Here is a 17,950-nt window from a genome sequence, read left to right as displayed (position 1 = left end):
GGTGCTGTGCGGTACCGGGGGCACGGGCATGCGCTGGGCGGCGGGCCGGGCGTCAGCCCTTGAGCTGCTCGTACGCCGGCAGCGTCAGGAAGTCGGCGTAGTCCTCGTCCAGGGAGACCGTCAGCAGCAGGTCGTGCGCCTGCTGCCAGTTGCCGGCCGCGAAGGCCTCGTCGCCGATCTCGGCACGGATGTTCGCCAGTTCCTCGGCGGCGACCTTGCGGGCCAGCTCGGCGGTGACCTGCTCGCCGTTGTCGAGGACGACCTCCGCGTTGATCCACTGCCAGATCTGCGAGCGGGAGATCTCGGCGGTGGCCGCGTCCTCCATCAGGTTGAAGATGGCCACCGCGCCCAGGCCGCGCAGCCACGCCTCGATGTAGCGGATGCCGACCTGCACGGCGTTGACCAGGCCCGCGTACGTCGGCTTGGCGTCCAGGGAGTCGATGGCGATCAGGTCGGCCGCCTTGACGTCGACGTCCTCGCGCAGCCGGTCCTTCTGGTTCGGCTTGTCGCCGAGGACCTTGTCGAAGGATTCCATGGCGATCGGCACCAGGTCGGGGTGGGCGACCCAGGAGCCGTCGAAGCCGTCGCCGGCCTCGCGGTCCTTGTCGGCGCGGACCTTCTCGAAGGCCACCTTGTTGACCTCGGCGTCCCGGCGCGAGGGGATGAACGCCGCCATGCCGCCGATCGCGTGCGCGCCGCGCTTGTGGCAGGTGCGCACGAGGAGTTCGGTGTACGCCCGCATGAACGGGGCGGTCATCGTGACCGCGTTGCGGTCCGGGAGCACGAACTTCTCGCCGCCGTCACGGAAGTTCTTGACGATGGAGAACAGGTAGTCCCAGCGGCCGGCGTTCAGCCCGGAGGCGTGGTCGCGCAGCTCGTAGAGGATCTCCTCCATCTCGTACGCGGCCGTGATCGTCTCGATCAGGACGGTGGCGCGGACGGTGCCCTGCGGGATGCCGACGTAGTCCTGCGCGAAGACGAAGATCTCGTTCCAGAGGCGGGCCTCCAGGTGGGACTCCGTCTTCGGGAGGTAGAAGTACGGGCCCTTCCCGAGGTCCAGCAGGCGCTGGGCGTTGTGGAAGAAGTACAGGCCGAAGTCGACCAGGGCGCCGGGGACCGGGCGGCCGTCGACCTGGAGGTGGCGTTCGTCGAGGTGCCAGCCGCGCGGGCGCATGACGACCGTCGCGAGCTCCTCGTTCGGGCGCAGGGCGTAGGACTTGCCGGTGCGCTCGTCGGTGAAGTCGATGGTGCGGGTGTAGGCGGCGGTCAGGTTGAGCTGGCCGAGGACCACGTTCTCCCAGGTCGGGGCGGAGGCGTCCTCGAAGTCCGCGAGCCAGACCTTCGCGCCCGAGTTGAGGGCGTTGATGGTCATCTTGCGGTCGGTCGGGCCGGTGATCTCGACGCGGCGGTCGTTCAGCGCGGCCGGAGCGGGGGCCACCTTCCAGGAGTCGTCCGCGCGGATCGCGGCGGTCTCCGGGAGGAAGTCGAGCGTGGAGGTGCGGGCGATCTCGGCGCGGCGCTCCGCACGGCGGGCGAGGAGCTCGTCACGCCGGGGCGTGAACCGCCGGTGCAGCTCGGCCACGAAGGCGAGCGCCGCATCGGTGAGGACCTCCTCCTGCCGGGGCAGGGGCTCGGCGTCGACGATGGCCAGCGTGGACGGCGCTGGTGCGGACATGAGCTGTCACTTCCTTCAGCGGTGGCACCGGGTGCCAGAGGGCGCGTATGGGGGCATAACGCACTCGCTGTGCGGTCGAGTGCTTCTGGTCAGTGGATAGTAGTTTCCTCATCGTGGAACTTCAATGGTTTGTTGATGTCGAGATTCTCTGAGTCGAGGGACAGTGGCTCCCAGTGCCATGTCCTTCACTCAAGGTGGCGCAGGTCGGCCGAGGTGTCGATGTCGTACGGCAGCGCCACGTCCCCGCACTCGACGAGGGCGATCTCCGCCTCGTGTTCCCTCAGATAGGCGCGTGCCCCCCGGTCGCCGGTCGCAGTCGCCCCGACGCCCGCCCAATGGGCCGCCCCGAGCAGGACGGGGTGTCCGCGTCTGCCCGCGTACGCCGCCGACACGAGCGACGTATCGTCCCGGTACCCGGCACGCACCCGCGCCGTCGCCTCCGCGCCGATGCCGGGCTGGTCCACCAGTGAGACCAGCGCCGCCCGTGCCCCCGTGCCGGACAGGGAGGCGAGCCCGGCCCGCAGTGAGGTGCCCATGCCCCGCTCCCATTCGGGGTTGTCCACCAGGACGCACCCCTCCAGCGCCGCCCGCGCGCGCACCTCTTCGGCCCGCGCCCCCAGGACGACGTGCACGCGGGCGCAGCCGGCCGCGCGCAACACCTCGACCGCGTGTTCGACGAGCAGGTGTCCGCGATGCTCGAGCAGTGCCTTGGGCCGGCCGCCGAGCCGCCGTCCGCCTCCCGCGGCGAGCAGCAGCCCCGCCACCTGGTCTTCGTTGTCCGCCATGGGTCCTGCATACCTGACCGCGTGCCAAACCCTCCGGCGGACAACCGGTTTCCCGGGGCTGAATTTCGGTCCTCGCGGTGGCGCGTCCGACACCGGGTGGCGTTTACTGGCCCGCGTCCCCGGCGCCCGACCACCGCCCGGGGGCGCTCGGCACGTTCACCACGTAGGGGCGCACAACGGGGTGCGAGGGGGAGGGGCTGTGTTGCGGAGCTTGGGGCAGAGGCAAGTGACCGTCGGCGACGAGGACGTGAGGGTGGCGGAACTGCGGACCGCGGTCTCCCGGCTGCGCCGCCAGCTCGCCCTGCTGCCCGCGGATTTCCCGGACCGGGCGATCGCCGAGGACGAACTTGCCGACCTGGCCGCGATGACGGACCACGGCGTCCCGGAGGTGCCGAGGCTGCGCCGCTCCCTGCTGCTGATAGCCGGTGCGATCGGCTCCGTCAGCGCGCTGTCGCGAGGGCTGGCGGACGTCCGGCACGCCGTCGAGCTGTTCGGGGATCCGCCGCGGCGGTGAGGCGCCGGCGCACGACGAGAGCAGCCCCCGGCGGTGCCGCCGGGGGCTGAACGTCCGCCACGCGGCTCAGGCGGCCGGGTTGCCGTTCGAGGCCTGCAGTGCTTCCGAGAGCTCGGCCGCCACCTGCTGGAGCAGGGGCACCATCCTGTCGGTCGCGGTCTCCGTGACGCGGCCGGCCGGGCCCGAGATGGAGATGGCCGCGGCCGTGGGGGAGTTCGGCACGGAGACGGCCAGGCAGCGCACCCCGATCTCCTGCTCGTTGTCGTCGATCGCGTATCCCTGGCGCCGCACGTCCTCCAGCGCCGCGATGAACCCGTCCGGCGTGGTGATCGTCTTCTCCGTCGCGGCCGGCATGCCGGTGCGGTGCAGCAGCGCCCGCACCTCCTCCGCCGGGAAGTCGGCGAGCAGCGCCTTGCCGACGCCCGTCGAGTGCGGCAGGACGCGCCGGCCGACCTCGGTGAACATGCGCATCGAGTGCTTGGACGGCACCTGCGCGACGTAGACGATCTCGTCGCCGTCGAGCAGCGCCATGTTCGCCGTCTCGCCGGTCTCCTCGACCAGCCGGGCCAGGTGCGGGCGTGCCCAGGTGCCCAGCAGGCGGGACGCGGACTCGCCGAGCCGGATCAGGCGCGGGCCGAGCGCGTAGCGCCGGTTGGACTGCTGGCGCACGTATCCGCAGGCCACCAGGGTGCGCATCAGGCGGTGGATGGTGGGCAGCGGCAGTCCGCTGCTCGCGGAGAGCTCGCTGAGGCCGACCTCGCCGCCCGCGTCCGCCATCCGTTCGAGCAGGTCGAAGGCGCGTTCCAGGGACTGGACGCCACCTGAGGCGGACCTGGCGGAGTCGGTGGTGCTGGCGCTGGACGTCGGCACGGCACGTTCCTTTCGGGGCTGGCGGGAGGGCAGAAGCCTACCCGGCGGCCGGTTGACTCCCCGCTTGTACGTAGCTACGTTCTGTCTGTCGGAATTCTAATTCCGCTTTGTGGAAACGTCCAGAGCGGGGTCGTCGAGCACGCCCAGACAAAGGGTGCCTCTTGACGGCACGGAACGGGAAGTGAAGACTCCTTCAACAGAACGTTGAAGTCTGTTACGTGGTGAGAGATCCCGTTTCCCGGATGTGAACCGGCGGGCCGGCGGTGGACCGCCGGCGGAACGACTGCAGAGAGAGGGGTTCGGGTGTCCCAGGCTGAACTGGTGCTGCGCTCGACGCGCGTCATCACTCCCGAGGGCATACGTGCCGCGTCCGTCGCGGTGAGCGGCGGCACGATCACGGACGTACTGCCGTACGACGCGCCCGTACCGGAGGGTGCCCGCCTGGAGGACGTCGGCGACCACGTCGTCCTGCCCGGCCTGGTCGACACCCACGTGCACGTCAACGACCCCGGGCGCACCGAGTGGGAGGGCTTCTGGACCGCCACCCGCGCCGCGGCGGCCGGTGGCATCACCACTCTCGTCGACATGCCGCTCAACTCCCTCCCGCCGACCACCACGGTCGACCACCTGCGCGTCAAGCAGCAGGTCGCCGCCGACAAGGCGCACATCGATGTCGGTTTCTGGGGCGGCGCCCTGCCCGACAACGTCAAGGACCTGCGCCCGCTGCACGAGGCCGGCGTCTTCGGCTTCAAGGCGTTCCTGTCGCCGTCGGGCGTGGACGAGTTCCCGCACCTCGACCACGAGCAGCTCGCCCGGTCCCTCGCCGAGATCGCCGCCTTCGACGGCCTGCTGATCGTGCACGCCGAGGACCCGCACCACCTGGCCGCCGCCCCGCAGCAGGGCGGCCCCAAGTACGCCGACTTCCTCGCCAGCCGTCCGCGCGACGCCGAGGACACCGCCATCGCCGCGCTCATCGCGCAGGCGAAGCGGTTCAACGCGCGGGTGCACGTGCTCCACCTGTCCTCCAGCGACGCCCTGCCGCTGATCGCCGAGGCCCGGGCCGAGGGCGTCCGCCTCACCGTGGAGACCTGCCCGCACTACCTCACCCTCACCGCCGAGGAAGTCCCGGACGGCGCGAGCGAGTTCAAGTGCTGCCCGCCCATCCGCGAGGCGGCCAACCAGGACCTGCTGTGGCAGGCACTGGCGGACGGCACCATCGACTGCGTGGTCACCGACCACTCACCCTCCACCGCCGCCCTGAAGACCGACGACTTCGCCACCGCCTGGGGCGGCATCGCCGGTCTCCAGCTGAGCCTGGCGGCGATGTGGACCGCGGCCCGCGAGCGCGGCCACGGCCTGGAGGACATCGTCCGCTGGATGTCGGCGAACACGTCCCGCCTCGTCGGACTGGAGGCCCGCAAGGGCGCCATCGCGCCGGGCCACGACGCCGACTTCGCCGTCCTCGCCCCCGACGAGACCTTCACCGTCGACCCGGCCGGCCTCCAGCACCGCAACCGCGTCACCGCGTACGCGGGCAAGACCCTGTACGGCGTCGTGAAGTCCACCTGGCTGCGCGGAGAGCGCATCGTGGCGGACGGCGCGTTCACCGACCCGAAGGGACAGCTCCTCTCCCGGACCCCGTGACAACGTCCGGACCTGCCCCACACACACTCGAACGACCCCGAAAGGAACTCCTGATCACCGTGACGGCCCAGCAGAACACCTCGTTGGCCAGCTTCACCGGCGATGCGAACCCCTACGGAGGCGGTGACCCGTACGCGGACTACCGCACGGCCGACCTCCCCTTCACCCAGTACGCCAACCTCGCCGACCGGCGACTGGGCGCCGGTGTCGTCGCCGCCAACGACGAGTTCTTCGCCCAGCGCGAGAACCTGCTGGTGCCCGAGCGCGCCGAGTTCGACCCCGAGCACTTCGGGCACAAGGGCAAGGTCATGGACGGCTGGGAGACCCGGCGCCGCCGCGGCGCCTCGGCCGAGCACCCCTGGCCCACCGAGGACGACCACGACTGGGCGCTGATCCGCCTCGGCGCGCCCGGCGTGATCCGCGGCATCGTCGTCGACACGGCCCACTTCCGCGGCAACTACCCGCAGGCGGTGTCCGTCGAGGGCGCCTCGGTCGCGGGCTCCCCGTCGCCGGAGGAACTCCTCGCGGACGACGTGAAGTGGACGACCCTCGTCCCGCGCACGGCGGTCGGCGGCCACGCGGCCAACGGCTTCGCCGTCTCCGCCGAGCAGTGCTTCACCCACCTGCGCCTCAAGCAGCACCCCGACGGCGGCATCGCCCGCCTGCGCGTGCACGGCGAGGTCGTCCCGGACCCGGCGTGGCTCGCCGCGCTCGGCACCTTCGACGTGGTCGCGCTGGAGAACGGCGGCCAGGTCGAGGACGCCTCCAACCTCTTCTACTCGCCGGCCACCAACACCATCCAGCCGGGCCGCTCCCGCAAGATGGACGACGGCTGGGAGACCCGCCGCCGCCGCGACCAGGGCAACGACTGGATCAGCTACCGGCTGGTGGACCGCTCCCAGATCCGCGCGATCGAGATCGACACGGCGTACCTGAAGGGCAACTCGGCGGGCTGGGCGTCGGTGTCGGTGAAGGACGGCGAGAGCGGCGAGTGGCGCGAGGTGCTGCCCCGGACCCGGATGCAGCCCGACACCAACCACCGCTTCGTCCTGCCCGAGCCGGCCGTCGGCACCCACGCGCGCGTGGACATCTTCCCCGACGGCGGCATCTCCCGCCTGCGCCTGTTCGGCTCCCTGACGGAGGACGGCGCGGCCCACCTGGCCGCCCGCCACCAGGAACTGGGCGGCTGACGCACGGACCGGCCGGCCCCGGCAACGGGAAACGGCCGGTCCCCACCGACCCGCGGGGCGCGCCGGCAGGACAGCACCGGCGCGCCCCGCGCGGAGCCACCGGGCGACGGGGCCCCCGTCGCGGGTCGCTACGCCGCGTGGCCGCCGTCCACCGCGAACTCCGCGCCGGTGACGTAGGAGGCGGCCGCCAGGTAGGCCACCGTCGACGCCACCTCGTCCGCCGTACCGAAACGGCCCAGTGCCGTCAAGGCCGCCTGCCCCTGCGCGTAGGGCCCGTCCGCCGGGTTCATCTCCGTGTCGATCGGGCCCGGGTGGACGATGTTCGCCGTGATCCCGCGCGGACCCAGCTCCCTCGCCAGAGCCTTGGTCAGCCCGATCAGCGCCGACTTGCTCATCGCGTACAGCGTGCCGCCGGGACCCGGCACCCGCTGGGCCATACAGGTGCCGATGGTGATGATCCGCCCGCCCTCGGCCATGCGCGCCGCAGCGGCCTGGGAGGCCAGGAAGACACCGCGGACGTTCACGGCCAGCAGCCGGTCCACGTCGGCGAGGGACATGCTCTCCATCGGACCCAGCAGCCCGAGGCCCACGTTGTTGACCAGCACGTCGACGCCTCCCCCGAGCGCCTGCTCCGCCCGCTCGACCGCGCCCGCCGCCTCCTGCGCGTCGGCGGAGTCCGCCCGCAGGGCCACCGCCCGGCGCCCCAGTGCCCGGGCGGCCCGTACGACGTCCTCGGCCGCGTCCTTGCCGTTCACATAGGTGAGGGCGACGTCCGCGCCCTCCCGCGCCAGGCGCAGCACGGTGGCCGCGCCGATGCCGCGGCTGCCGCCGGTCACGAGGGCCCTCCGGCCGGTCAGAGGAGCGGGGGTGAGTGAGTTCGTGTTCGTGTTCATGGGTCCATCCCAGCGGGCCGCTCCCGCAGGCGCTGGCGGCGAACGGACGTCGACCTGACGCATGGGCCGACGCCACCGACGGCGATGTGAACGCGCGGAAAGCACGTATGACGTACCGGAACTCCGCGCTTTGTCGGCGCGGGCGGCCGGCGTCATCCGCGAGAGCGCGGACGAGGCACAGCAGGGCCTGCGGGAGATCATCGGCGTGCTGCGGGCCGGCGAGTCCGACGACGGGGGCCGGCCGCAGCCGACGCTCGCGGCACTGGACGCCCTGGTCGCCGAGTTCCGGCAGGCCGGCATGGAGGTGGCCTTCGTCCGTCACGGCCGTCGCGGCGGAGCTCTACATGAGCGTCGCCACGGTCAAGGCCCACGTCTCCCGCATCCTGGCCAAGCTGGACCTCGGCAACCGGGTGCAGATCGCGCTGCTGGCGTACGACGCGGGGCTCCTGGACGAACACCTGGACGACGAGCGCTGGCCGGGAGGCGTACCCGCCGCCGGTGCGGCGGCGTTGCCGCCGCGGGAGGCTGCCGCTCAGACCGCCCCCCGCTCCGCGGCGCCCGGCACCTCCGCCGGACGCACCGCCCTGCGCTCCCGCCGGGAGATCTCGCACGCCTCGGCGATCGTCAGGGCCCGCAGCGCCTCGCGACCGTCGCACGGGTTGGCCCGCTCGCCGCGCACCACCTCCACGAACGCGGCCATCTCCGCCTCGTAGGCGGGCCCGAAACGCTCCACGAAGCCCGTCCAGGGCTTGTCCGCGGCCGGCGGCCCGGTCGGCTCGGTGGACGCGATGGGCGTACGGTCGTCCAGCCCGACCACGATCTGGTCCAGCTCCCCGGCCAGCTCCATGCGCACGTCGTACCCCGCGCCGTTCAGCCGCGTCGCCGTCACCGTGGCCAGCGTGCCGTCGTCCAGCGTCAGCAGCACCGCGCCCGTGTCCACGTCGCCCGCCTCGCGGAACACCGGCGGCCCGGCGTCGGACCCGGCGGCGTACACGTCGACGACCTCCCGCCCGGTCACCCAGCGCAGGACGTCGAAGTCGTGGATCAGCGTGTCCCGGTAGAGCCCGCCGGACTGCGCCAGGTACGCGGCGGGCGGCGGCGCCTGGTCGCTCGTCATCGCCCGGACGGTGTGCAGCCGGCCCAGCCGCCCGGACCGCACCGCCTCCCGCGCCCCCGTGCAGCCCGCGTCGAAGCGGCGCTGGAACCCCATCTGCAGAACCGTCCCCGCGGTCTCCACCTCGGCGATCGCCTGCAGCGTGCCGGCCATGTCGAGCGCGATGGGCTTCTCGCAGAACACCGGCAGCCCCGAGCGTGCTGCCCGACCGATCAGTTCGGCGTGGGCCGACGTCGCCGTCGTGATCACCACGGCGTCCACGCCCCACCGGAAGATCTCGTCCACCCCGGGCGCCGCCGTCTCGCCCAGCCGCTGGGCCAGGGCCTGCGCCCGGGGCAGGTCCGCGTCCGTGAGGATCAGGGACCCGACGTCGCGATGGCGGCTGAGCGTGTTGGCGTGGACCGTGCCGATACGGCCCGTACCGATGATCCCGATGCGCATGGAATCAAAGTGGGCTCAGGGCCCGGGCGCTGTCAATGTGTATGTCCGGACAACCGAACTACACGACTTCCCGTCAACAGCGCACGGAGCTACGCTCGGCCCGTGCCGAAACCAGAAGTGGACCCGACCGTGGCGCTGGACCTCAGCGTGGATCGCAGCAGCCCCGTGCCGCTGTACTTCCAGCTGTCGCAGCAGCTGGAGGCGGCGATCGAGCACGGAGCGCTGACCCCGGGGAGCCTGCTGGGAAACGAGATCGAGCTCGCCGCGCGGCTCGGTCTGTCCCGCCCCACCGTCCGCCAGGCCATCCAGTCCCTGGTCGACAAGGGCCTGCTCGTGCGCCGCCGCGGAGTCGGCACCCAGGTGGTGCACAGCCAGGTCAAGCGCCCGCTGGAACTCAGCAGCCTCTACGACGACCTGGAGGCGGCGGGGCAGCGCCCGGCCACGAAGCTCCTGGTCAACACGGTCGTCCCGGCGACGGCCGAGGTCGCCGCCGCGCTGGGCGTGGCCGAGGGCGGCGACGTGCACCGGGTCGAGCGGCTGCGCCTCGCGCACGGCGAGCCGATGGCGTACCTGTGCAACCACCTGCCCCCCGGTCTCCTGGACCTGGACACCGGGCAGCTCGAGGCCACCGGCCTCTACCGGCTCATGCGCGCCGCCGGGATCACCCTGCACAGCGCCCGCCAGTCCATCGGTGCCCGCGCCGCCACCGCCGCCGAGGCCGAGCGGCTCGGCGAGGAGGAGGGCGCGCCGCTGCTCACCATGCGGCGCACGACGTTCGACGACACGGGACGCGCGGTCGAACTGGGCACGCACACCTACCGGCCGTCCCGCTACTCCTTCGAGTTCCAGCTGCTCGTACGGTCCTGACCTGCGCCGGCCGGTGGGCCGATTCGCCGTGCGCGTCGGTCTCCATGTCCGGACAATGTGACCGACGGCTGCTCCCCGGCACCGCGTGACCGATACCCGTGTCGGACAATGGGGCGTTTGGGATTTCCAGAGCCCAGCGGTACAGCACGGCACAGCAAGAAGGGCACGGCCTCGTGGCACGGTTTCGGACCTGGGTAGGCATCGCACTGGCGGGGGCACTGTCGGTGTCCCTGGCCGGCTGCAGCAGCACCGGCGGCAAGCGCGCCGAGGACGCCCGCAAGGCCGCGGCGGCCCAGGGGAAGGCGGCGGTGAACACCCCCCGCTGGACCTTCGCGATGATCACTCACTCGGGTGACGGCGACACCTTCTGGGACATCGTCCAGAGCGGCGCCGACCAGGCCGCCAAGAAGGACAACATCAACTTCGTCTACTCCCACGACGACGAGGCGCAGCAGCAGGCGCAGCTCGTGGACGCGGCCGTCGACAAGAAGGTCGACGGGATCATCGTCACGCTCGCCAAGCCCGACGCCATGAAGGCCGCCGTCGCCCGCGCCGAGAAGGCGGGCATCCCGGTGATCACCGTGAACTCCGGCTCGCAGGAGTCGAAGGCGTTCGGCGCGCTCACCCACATCGGGCAGGACGAGACGATCGCCGGTGAGGCCGTCGGCGAGGAGCTGAACGAGCGGGGCCGCGAGCGGGCCGTCTGCGTCCTGCACGAACAGGGCAACGTCGGTCACGAGCAGCGCTGCGACGGCGTCGAGAAGACCTTCGACGGCAAGGTCGAGCGGCTCTACGTCAACGGCACGAGCATGCCGGACGTGCAGTCCGCCCTCGAGGCCAAGCTCCAGACCGACAAGGCCGTCGACGCCGTGGTCACGCTGGGCGCCCCGTACGCCGACACGGCCGTACAGGCGAAGGAGGGCGCGGGCAGCAAGGCGGAGATCGACACCTTCGACCTCAACGCCAAGGTGGCCGCGGGCCTCGAGGAGGGCACGCTCGGCTTCGCCGTCGACCAGCAGCCCTACCTCCAGGGCTACGAGGCGGTCGACCTGCTGTGGCTGTACAAGTACAACGCCGACGTCCTCGGCGGCGGCCGGCCCGTGCTCACCGGGCCGCAGATCATCACCAAGGACGACGCCGCGGCCCTGGCCGACTACACGGAGCGGGGCACCCGATGAGCGCCACGCAGGTGAAGGACGCCGACGAAAGGATTCTGCAGACCTCTGCGCTGCGGAAGCTGCTGGGCCGGCCCGAGCTCGGGTCCGTCGTCGGCGCGATCGCGGTCTTCGTCTTCTTCGCGTTCTTCGCCGACAGCTTCCTGCGCGCCTCCAGCCTCAGCACGGTGCTCTACGCCGCCTCCACGATCGGCATCATGGCCGTTCCCGTGGCGCTGCTGATGATCGGCGGCGAGTTCGACCTGTCGGCGGGCGTCATGGTCACCTCGTCGGCCCTGGTGTCGTCGATGTTCAGCTACCAGATGACCGCCGACGTCTGGGTCGGCGTCGGCGTCTCCCTGCTGGTCACCCTGGCGATCGGCGCCTTCAACGGCTTCATGCTCACCCGCACGAAGCTGCCCAGCTTCATCATCACGCTGGGCACCTTCCTGATGCTGACCGGCATGAACCTGGGCTTCACCAAGCTGATCGACGGCACCGTGTCCACCAAGTCGATCGAGGACATGGAGGGCTTCCCCTCCGCCCGCGACGTCTTCGCGTCCACGATCACCGTCGGCGGCGTCGGCTTCAAGATCACCATCCTGTGGTGGCTCGCCCTGGTCGCCGTCGCCAGCTGGATCCTCCTGCGCACCCGCGCCGGCAACTGGATCTTCGCGGTCGGCGGCAACAAGGACGCCGCCCGCGCCGTCGGCGTCCCGGTCACCCGGACCAGGATCGGCCTCTACATGGGCGTGGCCCTCGGCGCCTGGATCTCCGGCCAGCACCTGCTCTTCTCGTACGACGTCGTCCAGTCCGGCGAGGGCGTCGGCAACGAGCTGATCTACATCATCGCGGCCGTCATCGGCGGCTGCCTGATCACCGGCGGCTACGGCAGCGCCGTCGGCTCGGCGGTCGGCGCCCTCATCTTCGGCATGACCAGCAAGGGCATCGTCTTCGCCGAGTGGAACCCCGACTGGTTCAAGTTCTTCCTCGGAGCGATGCTGCTCCTCGCGACCCTGCTCAACGCCTGGGTCCGCAAGCGCGCGGAGGCCACCAAGTGACGCAGACCGAAAGCCGGGCGCCGCTCGTCGAGCTGTCCGGCGTCAGCAAGCACTACGGCAACGTCCGCGCCCTCGAGGGAGTGTCGCTGGCCGTCCACGCCGGTGAGATCACCTGCGTGCTCGGCGACAACGGCGCCGGCAAGTCGACCCTGATCAAGATCATCGCGGGCCTGCACCAGCACGACGGCGGCACGCTCGCCCTCGACGGCGAGGAGACCCGCCTCTCCTCCCCGCGCGAGGCACTGGACCGCGGTATCGCCACCGTCTACCAGGACCTGGCCGTCGTCCCGCTCATGCCGGTCTGGCGCAACTTCTTCCTCGGCTCCGAGCCGCGCAAGGGCGCCGGCCCCTTCAAGCGCATGGACGTCGACCACATGCGCCGCACCACCCACGCGGAACTCCTGCGCATGGGCATCGACCTGCGCGACGTCGACCAGCCCATCGGCACCCTCTCCGGCGGCGAACGCCAGTGCGTGGCCATCGCCCGCGCGGTGTACTTCGGCGCGAAGGTCCTGGTGCTCGACGAGCCGACGGCGGCCCTCGGCGTGAAGCAGTCGGGCGTGGTCCTGAAGTACGTGGCGGCGGCCCGCGACCGCGGCCTCGGTGTTGTCCTCATCACCCACAACCCGCACCACGCGTACCTGGTGGGCGACCGTTTCGTCCTCCTGAAGCGCGGCACGATGGTGGGCAACCACGAACGCGACGACATCACACTGGACGAGCTGACCCGCCAGATGGCGGGCGGAAACGAGCTGGACGATCTACGCCACGAGCTGCAGCGCACCCAGGGACGCGGGGAACCGCGCGAGTAACCACGACGCACTCGCACCCGGCGACGAACCGATCCACCCGCCCCCGGCGCATTCGGCACCCGGCGGAGCCGTGCGGCACAATCGCACCCGATGAGCACCTACCGCGACTTCACCGCCCCCATCGGCTCCCGCCGCGCCCCGGTCCTGCGCACCGTGGGCACGAGGGAACGCCGCTCGCACCTCACGGCACCCCGCGTGCCGACGGTCGGCATCGACATCGGCGGCACGAAAGTCATGGCGGGCGTCGTCGACGCGGACGGCAACATCCTGGAGAAGCTCCGCACGGAGACCCCGGACAAGTCCAAGAGCCCCAAGGTCGTCGAGGACACCATCGTCGAGCTGGTCCTGGACCTGTCCGACCGGCACGACGTGCACGCCGTCGGCATCGGCGCGGCCGGCTGGGTCGACGCCGACCGCAACCGGGTGCTGTTCGCCCCCCACCTGTCCTGGCGCAACGAACCGCTGCGCGACCGCATCGCCGGCCGCCTCGCGGTCCCCGTCCTGGTGGACAACGACGCCAACACCGCCGCCTGGGCCGAGTGGCGCTTCGGCGCCGGCCGCGGCGAGGACCACCTCGTCATGATCACGCTCGGCACCGGCATCGGCGGCGCGATCCTGGAGGACGGCCAGGTCAAGCGGGGCAAATACGGCGTCGCCGGCGAGTTCGGCCACATGCAGGTCGTGCCCGGCGGCCACCGCTGCCCGTGCGGCAACCGCGGCTGCTGGGAGCAGTACAGCTCCGGAAACGCCCTGGTCAGGGAGGCCCGCGAGCTGGCGGCCGCGGACTCGCCGGTGGCCTACGGGATCATCGAGCACGTCAAGGGCAGCATCGGCGACATCACCGGCCCGATGATCACCGAGCTGGCCCGCGAGGGCGACGCCATGTGCGTCGAGCTGCTCCAGGACATCGGCCAGTGGCTCGGCGTCGGCATCGCCAACCTCGCCGCCGCCCTCGACCCGTCCTGCTTCGTGATCGGCGGTGGCGTGAGCGCGGCCGACGACCTGCTGATCGGCCCCGCGCGCGACGCGTTCAAGCGCCAGCTCACCGGCCGCGGCTACCGCCCCGAGGCCCGCATCGTCCGCGCCCAGCTCGGCCCCGAGGCCGGCATGGTGGGCGCCGCCGACCTGGCCCGCCTGGTCGCCCGCAGGTTCCGGCGCGCCAAGCGGCGCCGGGTGGAGCGCTACGAGCGCTACGAGCGGTACGCGGAGGCCCGCCGCACGCCCCGGGAGTCGCTGTGACGGACCCCCGCCCGGACGGGGCCGGCACCCCGGAGGAACCCGCGCGCCCGGCCGAGGACCGCCGGCACATGATCCGCCGACGGACGCTCACCCTGCTCATCATCGTGCTGCTCATCGGTGTCCCGGCCGGCTACCTGGTGATCTCCGCCAACCAGAGCCGCGACAGCGGCAAGGTCAAGGAGGCCAAGTACTCGGCGACCGGCCTGACCGAGGGCTGGCCGTCCAAGCTCCAGCGCCGCCTCTACGAGGTCCCCGTCCCGGTCCCCTCCGAAGAGGTCGCCTACTACGAGACGAACAACTGGAAGACCAGCCGCCTCTACGTCCAGTTCGAGACCACCGGCGCCGGCCTGGACGCCTTCCTGGCGGGTCTGGGCGTCACCAGGGACCACCTGCAGCGCGACAAGCCGGCCATCGGCGACCGCGACCAGCACATCACCGGCTGGAACTTCGAGCGGCCCGGCCCGTGGTGGGGTCTCGTCCACCAGCAGGCGGACCCGGCGCCCACACAGGACGTCCTCGTCAACCTGTCCGATCCGGACCGCCCGATGGTGTACGTGGTCTCGCGGACGGTTCCCTGACCGCCGGAGCCGATTGTCAGACTCCGCCCGTAGAGTCGAAGACAGTTGATCCGAGACGCGGGCGGGAGGTGACAGAACGTATGAGCGACACGACCGGACCGGTCGCCACGGCCGAGCGGGCAGGGCAGGGGGCCGTCCCCTCCGTGCCCGCCCGGCTCGCCGCCGTCTTCCTGCCCGCGCCCCTCCCGCGCGACGGACGGATCGCCTTCTGGGACCCCGAGAGCGGGCCCGTCACGGGCGCGGCGCCCGAGGACGGCGCCCGGACCACGGAGCCTGCGGCCGCCGGTGCCGCCGAGGGCCTGCCCGAGCCCACGGAACTCACCGTCGTACGCCGGCACGGCACCGCGGCACGCCGCGGCACCACGCCCGCGCTGTCGCTCCCGCTGACCGAGGCCCTGCCGCTGCTGGTGCGCGCCCGGCACGACCCGGCCGCCCACCCGGCCACCGCCTGCTGGGGCGCCGCCGCCCTGCACGCCCTGCGGCTCACCGCGCGCGGACGCCTGCTGCCCGGCCTGATGGCGACCGGGCACGACGCATGGCGGGCCGGCCCGCTCGACCCCGACGACGTCGCGCACCTGCGTGCGGTGGCTGCCGCGCTGCCCCCCGAGGGCCACGCGGTCCCGCTGGACGGCCCGGGCCCCATCCGGCTGCCGGCTCCCGAGGCACTGATGCGCTCCTTCCTGGACGCGGTGGCCGACACCCTGCCCCGCACTCCCGCCGCACCCCATGCCTCGGGCCGCCCCTTCGCCGCACGCGCCGCCCAGCGCCTGCCCGACGCCCACGACTGGGCCGCGGAGGTCGCCGCCGGCATGGACGCGGGCGTACGGATCTCCCTGCGCCTGGACCTCTCGGCGTACGACCTGTTCGACGGCGACCCGAGCGGCGGCGCGCGCGGCGCCGGGGCGGCGGTCGTCCAGGTGCACAGCCTCGCCGACCCCACCCTCGTGGCCGACGCGGCGGACCTGTGGTCGGGCGCGGCCGACGCGGCGTTCGGCCCCCGCGCGCGCGTGGACGCCGCCCTCGCGGTGCGGCGCGCGGCGCGCGTGTGGCCACCGCTCGACCGCCTCAGCGAGCAGGACGTGCCCGACGTCCTGAGCCTGTCCGAGGACGAGGTCACCGACCTGCTGGGCGTGGCGGCCGGCCGGCTCGCCGCCGCCGGAGTCGCCGTGCACTGGCCCCGCGACCTCGCCCACGACCTCACCGCGACCGCGGTGGTCCGGCCCGCGCCCGGTTCGGCGACCGACGGCACGGGTTTCTTCGAGAGCGAGGACCTCCTCCAGTTCCGCTGGCAGCTGGCGATCGGCGGCGACCCGCTCACCGAGGCCGAGATGGACACCCTCGCCGAGGCCCACCGCCCCGTCGTCCGGCTGCGCGACCGGTGGGTGCTGGTCGACCCGGCCCTCGCCCGCCGGGCCCGCCAACGCGACCTCGGCCTGCTCGACCCGGTGGACGCCCTGTCCGTCGCCCTCACCGGCACCGCCGAGGCCGACGGCGAGACGGTCGAGGTGGTGCCGGCCGGCGCGCTGGCCGGCCTGCGCGACCGGCTGACGGCGGGCATCCGTCCCGCCGAGCCCCCGCCCGGCCTGCACGCCACCCTCCGCGACTACCAGCTCCGCGGCCTGGCCTGGCTGGACCTCATGACCTCGCTCGGCCTCGGCGGCTGCCTCGCCGACGACATGGGCCTCGGCAAGACGGTCACCCTCATCGCCCTGCACCTGAAAAGGGCCCGCACCGAGCCGACCCTGGTGGTCTGCCCGGCCTCCCTGCTGGGCAACTGGCAACGGGAGATCACCCGGTTCGCGCCCGGCGTCCCCGTCCGCCGCTTCCACGGCTCCGACCGCACCCTGGACGGACTGAAGGACGGCTTCGTCCTCACCACGTACGGCACGATGCGGTCGGCGGCGGCGACTCTGGCCGAGCAGCCCTGGGGCATGGTCGTCGCCGACGAGGCCCAGCACGTCAAGAACCCGTACTCGGCGACCGCGAGGGCGCTGCGCACGATCCCGTCCCCGGCACGCGTGGCGCTCACCGGCACACCGGTCGAGAACAACCTGTCCGAGCTGTGGGCGCTGCTCGACTGGACGACGCCCGGTCTCCTCGGCCCGCTCAAGTCCTTCCGCGCCCGGCACGCCCGCGCGGTGGAGAACGGCGAGGACGAGGAGGCGGTGCGGCGCCTCGCCCGCCTGGTCCGCCCCTTCCTGCTGCGCCGCAAGAAGTCCGACCCCGGCATCGTCCCCGAACTGCCGCCGAAGACCGAGACGGACCACCCGGTGCCGCTCACCCGTGAACAGGCCGCGCTGTACGAGGCGGTGGTGCGCGAGTCGATGCTCGCCATCGAGACCGCGGGCGGCATGGCCCGGCGTGGTCTGGTGCTCAAGCTGCTGACCTCGCTCAAGCAGATCTGCGACCACCCGGCGCTGTTCCTGAAGGAGGAGCACCCGCCGGGCGGCGCCGACCGGCTCACCGCCCGCTCCGGCAAGCTCGCCCTGCTGGACGAGCTGCTGGACACGGTGCTCGCGGAGGACGGCTCGGTGCTCGTCTTCACTCAGTACGTCGGCATGGCCCGCCTCATCACCTCCCACCTGTCCGCCCACGCGGTCCCGGTCGAACTCCTGCACGGCGGTACGCCGGTACCCGAGCGCGAGCGCATGGTGGACCGCTTCCAGAGCGGGGCGACCCCCGTTCTCGTCCTGTCCCTCAAGGCCGCCGGCACCGGCCTCAACCTGACCCGCGCGGGCCACGTCGTGCACTTCGACCGCTGGTGGAACCCGGCCGTCGAGGAGCAGGCCACCGACCGTGCCTACCGCATCGGCCAGACCCAGCCGGTCCAGGTCCACCGGCTCATCACCGAGGGCACGGTCGAGGACCGCATCGCCGAGATGCTCGAGTCCAAGCGGGTCCTGGCCGACGCGGTCCTCGGCGGAGGCGAGTCGGCCCTGACCGAGCTGACGGACCGTGAGCTGTCCGACCTGGTGTCCCTGCGGAGGCCGTCATGACCCCCCGCCCCGCCGACGAGGCCCGCCGGGCCCTGCGCGCGGCACGCGAGCGCGGTGAGGCGACACCGGTCGATGCCGGGGCCGACTCCGACGCCGGTGCCGGGGCGGACCCTCACG

The 17,950-nt window shown here is 72.5% G+C and carries 15 protein-coding genes and 1 pseudogene; 11 read left to right on the top strand and 5 right to left on the bottom strand.

The window, feature by feature from the left end:
• Positions 1 to 52 precede the first annotated feature (52 nt).
• Both aceB and ACIRG6_RS16215 read right to left on the bottom strand, forming a co-directional pair.
• On the bottom strand, positions 53 to 1,675 hold the full coding sequence (gene aceB / locus ACIRG6_RS16220; protein WP_239764266.1) for a malate synthase A: 1,623 nt from the start codon (positions 1,673 to 1,675) through the stop codon (positions 53 to 55).
• A gap of 185 nt (positions 1,676 to 1,860) precedes the next feature.
• Positions 1,861 to 2,460, bottom strand: a complete 600-nt coding sequence (locus ACIRG6_RS16215) for a nucleotidyltransferase family protein (protein WP_365024359.1) — start codon at positions 2,458 to 2,460, stop codon at positions 1,861 to 1,863.
• 199 nt (positions 2,461 to 2,659) lie between these two features.
• Between ACIRG6_RS16215 and ACIRG6_RS16210 the strand changes: the two genes are divergently transcribed.
• Positions 2,660 to 2,974 (top strand): DUF5955 family protein, encoded by a 315-nt coding sequence (locus ACIRG6_RS16210; RefSeq protein ID WP_239764268.1) that lies wholly within the window; start codon positions 2,660 to 2,662, stop codon positions 2,972 to 2,974.
• 66 nt (positions 2,975 to 3,040) lie between these two features.
• Here ACIRG6_RS16210 and allR read toward each other — a convergent pair whose 3' ends face one another.
• A complete protein-coding gene (allR, locus tag ACIRG6_RS16205) occupies positions 3,041 to 3,844 on the bottom strand; it encodes an allantoin degradation transcriptional regulator AllR (RefSeq protein ID WP_350723797.1) in 804 nt (267 codons plus the stop codon).
• A 303-nt stretch (positions 3,845 to 4,147) separates the two neighbouring features.
• On the opposite strand from allR, the gene allB reads away from it, so the two are divergent.
• Together allB and alc are read left to right on the top strand one after the other, a co-directional pair.
• A complete protein-coding gene (gene allB, locus ACIRG6_RS16200) occupies positions 4,148 to 5,488 on the top strand; it encodes an allantoinase AllB (protein ID WP_403323077.1) in 1,341 nt (446 codons plus the stop codon).
• Between the two features lie 59 nt (positions 5,489 to 5,547).
• Positions 5,548 to 6,678 carry an allantoicase gene (gene alc, locus ACIRG6_RS16195; protein WP_225637041.1) on the top strand — a complete coding sequence of 377 codons (1,131 nt, stop codon included), beginning with the start codon at positions 5,548 to 5,550 and terminating at the stop codon, positions 6,676 to 6,678.
• A 128-nt stretch (positions 6,679 to 6,806) separates the two neighbouring features.
• On the opposite strand, the gene ACIRG6_RS16190 is transcribed toward alc, so the two are convergent.
• Positions 6,807 to 7,571: an SDR family oxidoreductase gene (locus ACIRG6_RS16190; protein ID WP_364679002.1), complete on the bottom strand. Its 765-nt coding sequence runs from the start codon at positions 7,569 to 7,571 to the stop codon at positions 6,807 to 6,809.
• 326 nt (positions 7,572 to 7,897) lie between these two features.
• On the opposite strand from ACIRG6_RS16190, the pseudogene ACIRG6_RS16185 reads away from it, so the two are divergent.
• Positions 7,898 to 8,038: pseudogene (locus ACIRG6_RS16185) on the top strand (LuxR C-terminal-related transcriptional regulator); the annotation flags it as partial.
• Between the two features lie 65 nt (positions 8,039 to 8,103).
• Here ACIRG6_RS16185 and ACIRG6_RS16180 read toward each other — a convergent pair.
• Positions 8,104 to 9,126: a Gfo/Idh/MocA family protein gene (locus tag ACIRG6_RS16180; protein ID WP_364679005.1), complete on the bottom strand. Its 1,023-nt coding sequence runs from the start codon at positions 9,124 to 9,126 to the stop codon at positions 8,104 to 8,106.
• A gap of 129 nt (positions 9,127 to 9,255) precedes the next feature.
• On the opposite strand from ACIRG6_RS16180, the gene ACIRG6_RS16175 reads away from it, so the two are divergent.
• The 7 genes from ACIRG6_RS16175 to ACIRG6_RS16145 all read left to right on the top strand — a co-directional run bounded on the left by ACIRG6_RS16175 (position 9,256) and on the right by ACIRG6_RS16145 (position 17,833).
• Complete coding sequence (locus ACIRG6_RS16175) at positions 9,256 to 9,993, top strand: GntR family transcriptional regulator (RefSeq protein ID WP_189232226.1); 738 nt, start codon at positions 9,256 to 9,258, stop codon at positions 9,991 to 9,993.
• A gap of 173 nt (positions 9,994 to 10,166) precedes the next feature.
• Positions 10,167 to 11,171, top strand: a complete 1,005-nt coding sequence (locus ACIRG6_RS16170) for a sugar ABC transporter substrate-binding protein (RefSeq protein WP_364820930.1) — start codon at positions 10,167 to 10,169, stop codon at positions 11,169 to 11,171.
• Positions 11,168 to 12,208, top strand: coding sequence for an ABC transporter permease (locus ACIRG6_RS16165; protein ID WP_364679010.1), 1,041 nt, complete (start codon positions 11,168 to 11,170; stop codon positions 12,206 to 12,208). Before ACIRG6_RS16170 ends, ACIRG6_RS16165 begins: the two co-directional genes overlap by 4 nt.
• Entirely contained in the window at positions 12,205 to 13,020 is an 816-nt protein-coding gene (locus ACIRG6_RS16160; protein ID WP_364679012.1) for an ATP-binding cassette domain-containing protein, read from the top strand. The genes ACIRG6_RS16165 and ACIRG6_RS16160 overlap by 4 nt, the downstream gene beginning before the upstream one ends.
• A 90-nt stretch (positions 13,021 to 13,110) precedes the next feature.
• Complete coding sequence (locus ACIRG6_RS16155; protein WP_239764280.1) at positions 13,111 to 14,259, top strand: ROK family glucokinase; 1,149 nt, start codon at positions 13,111 to 13,113, stop codon at positions 14,257 to 14,259.
• Complete coding sequence (locus ACIRG6_RS16150) at positions 14,256 to 14,837, top strand: sugar kinase (protein WP_364679014.1); 582 nt, start codon at positions 14,256 to 14,258, stop codon at positions 14,835 to 14,837. Before ACIRG6_RS16155 ends, ACIRG6_RS16150 begins: the two co-directional genes overlap by 4 nt.
• 80 nt (positions 14,838 to 14,917) lie before the next feature.
• On the top strand, positions 14,918 to 17,833 hold the full coding sequence (locus ACIRG6_RS16145) for a DEAD/DEAH box helicase (RefSeq protein ID WP_403323070.1): 2,916 nt from the start codon (positions 14,918 to 14,920) through the stop codon (positions 17,831 to 17,833).
• Positions 17,834 to 17,950 lie beyond the last annotated feature (117 nt).

Origin of the sequence: Streptomyces flaveolus (genome assembly GCF_044765825.1) — a bacterium.
GTDB lineage: Bacteria > Actinomycetota > Actinomycetes > Streptomycetales > Streptomycetaceae > Streptomyces > Streptomyces flaveolus.
This window is presented reverse-complemented; position numbering and strand designations above follow the sequence as displayed.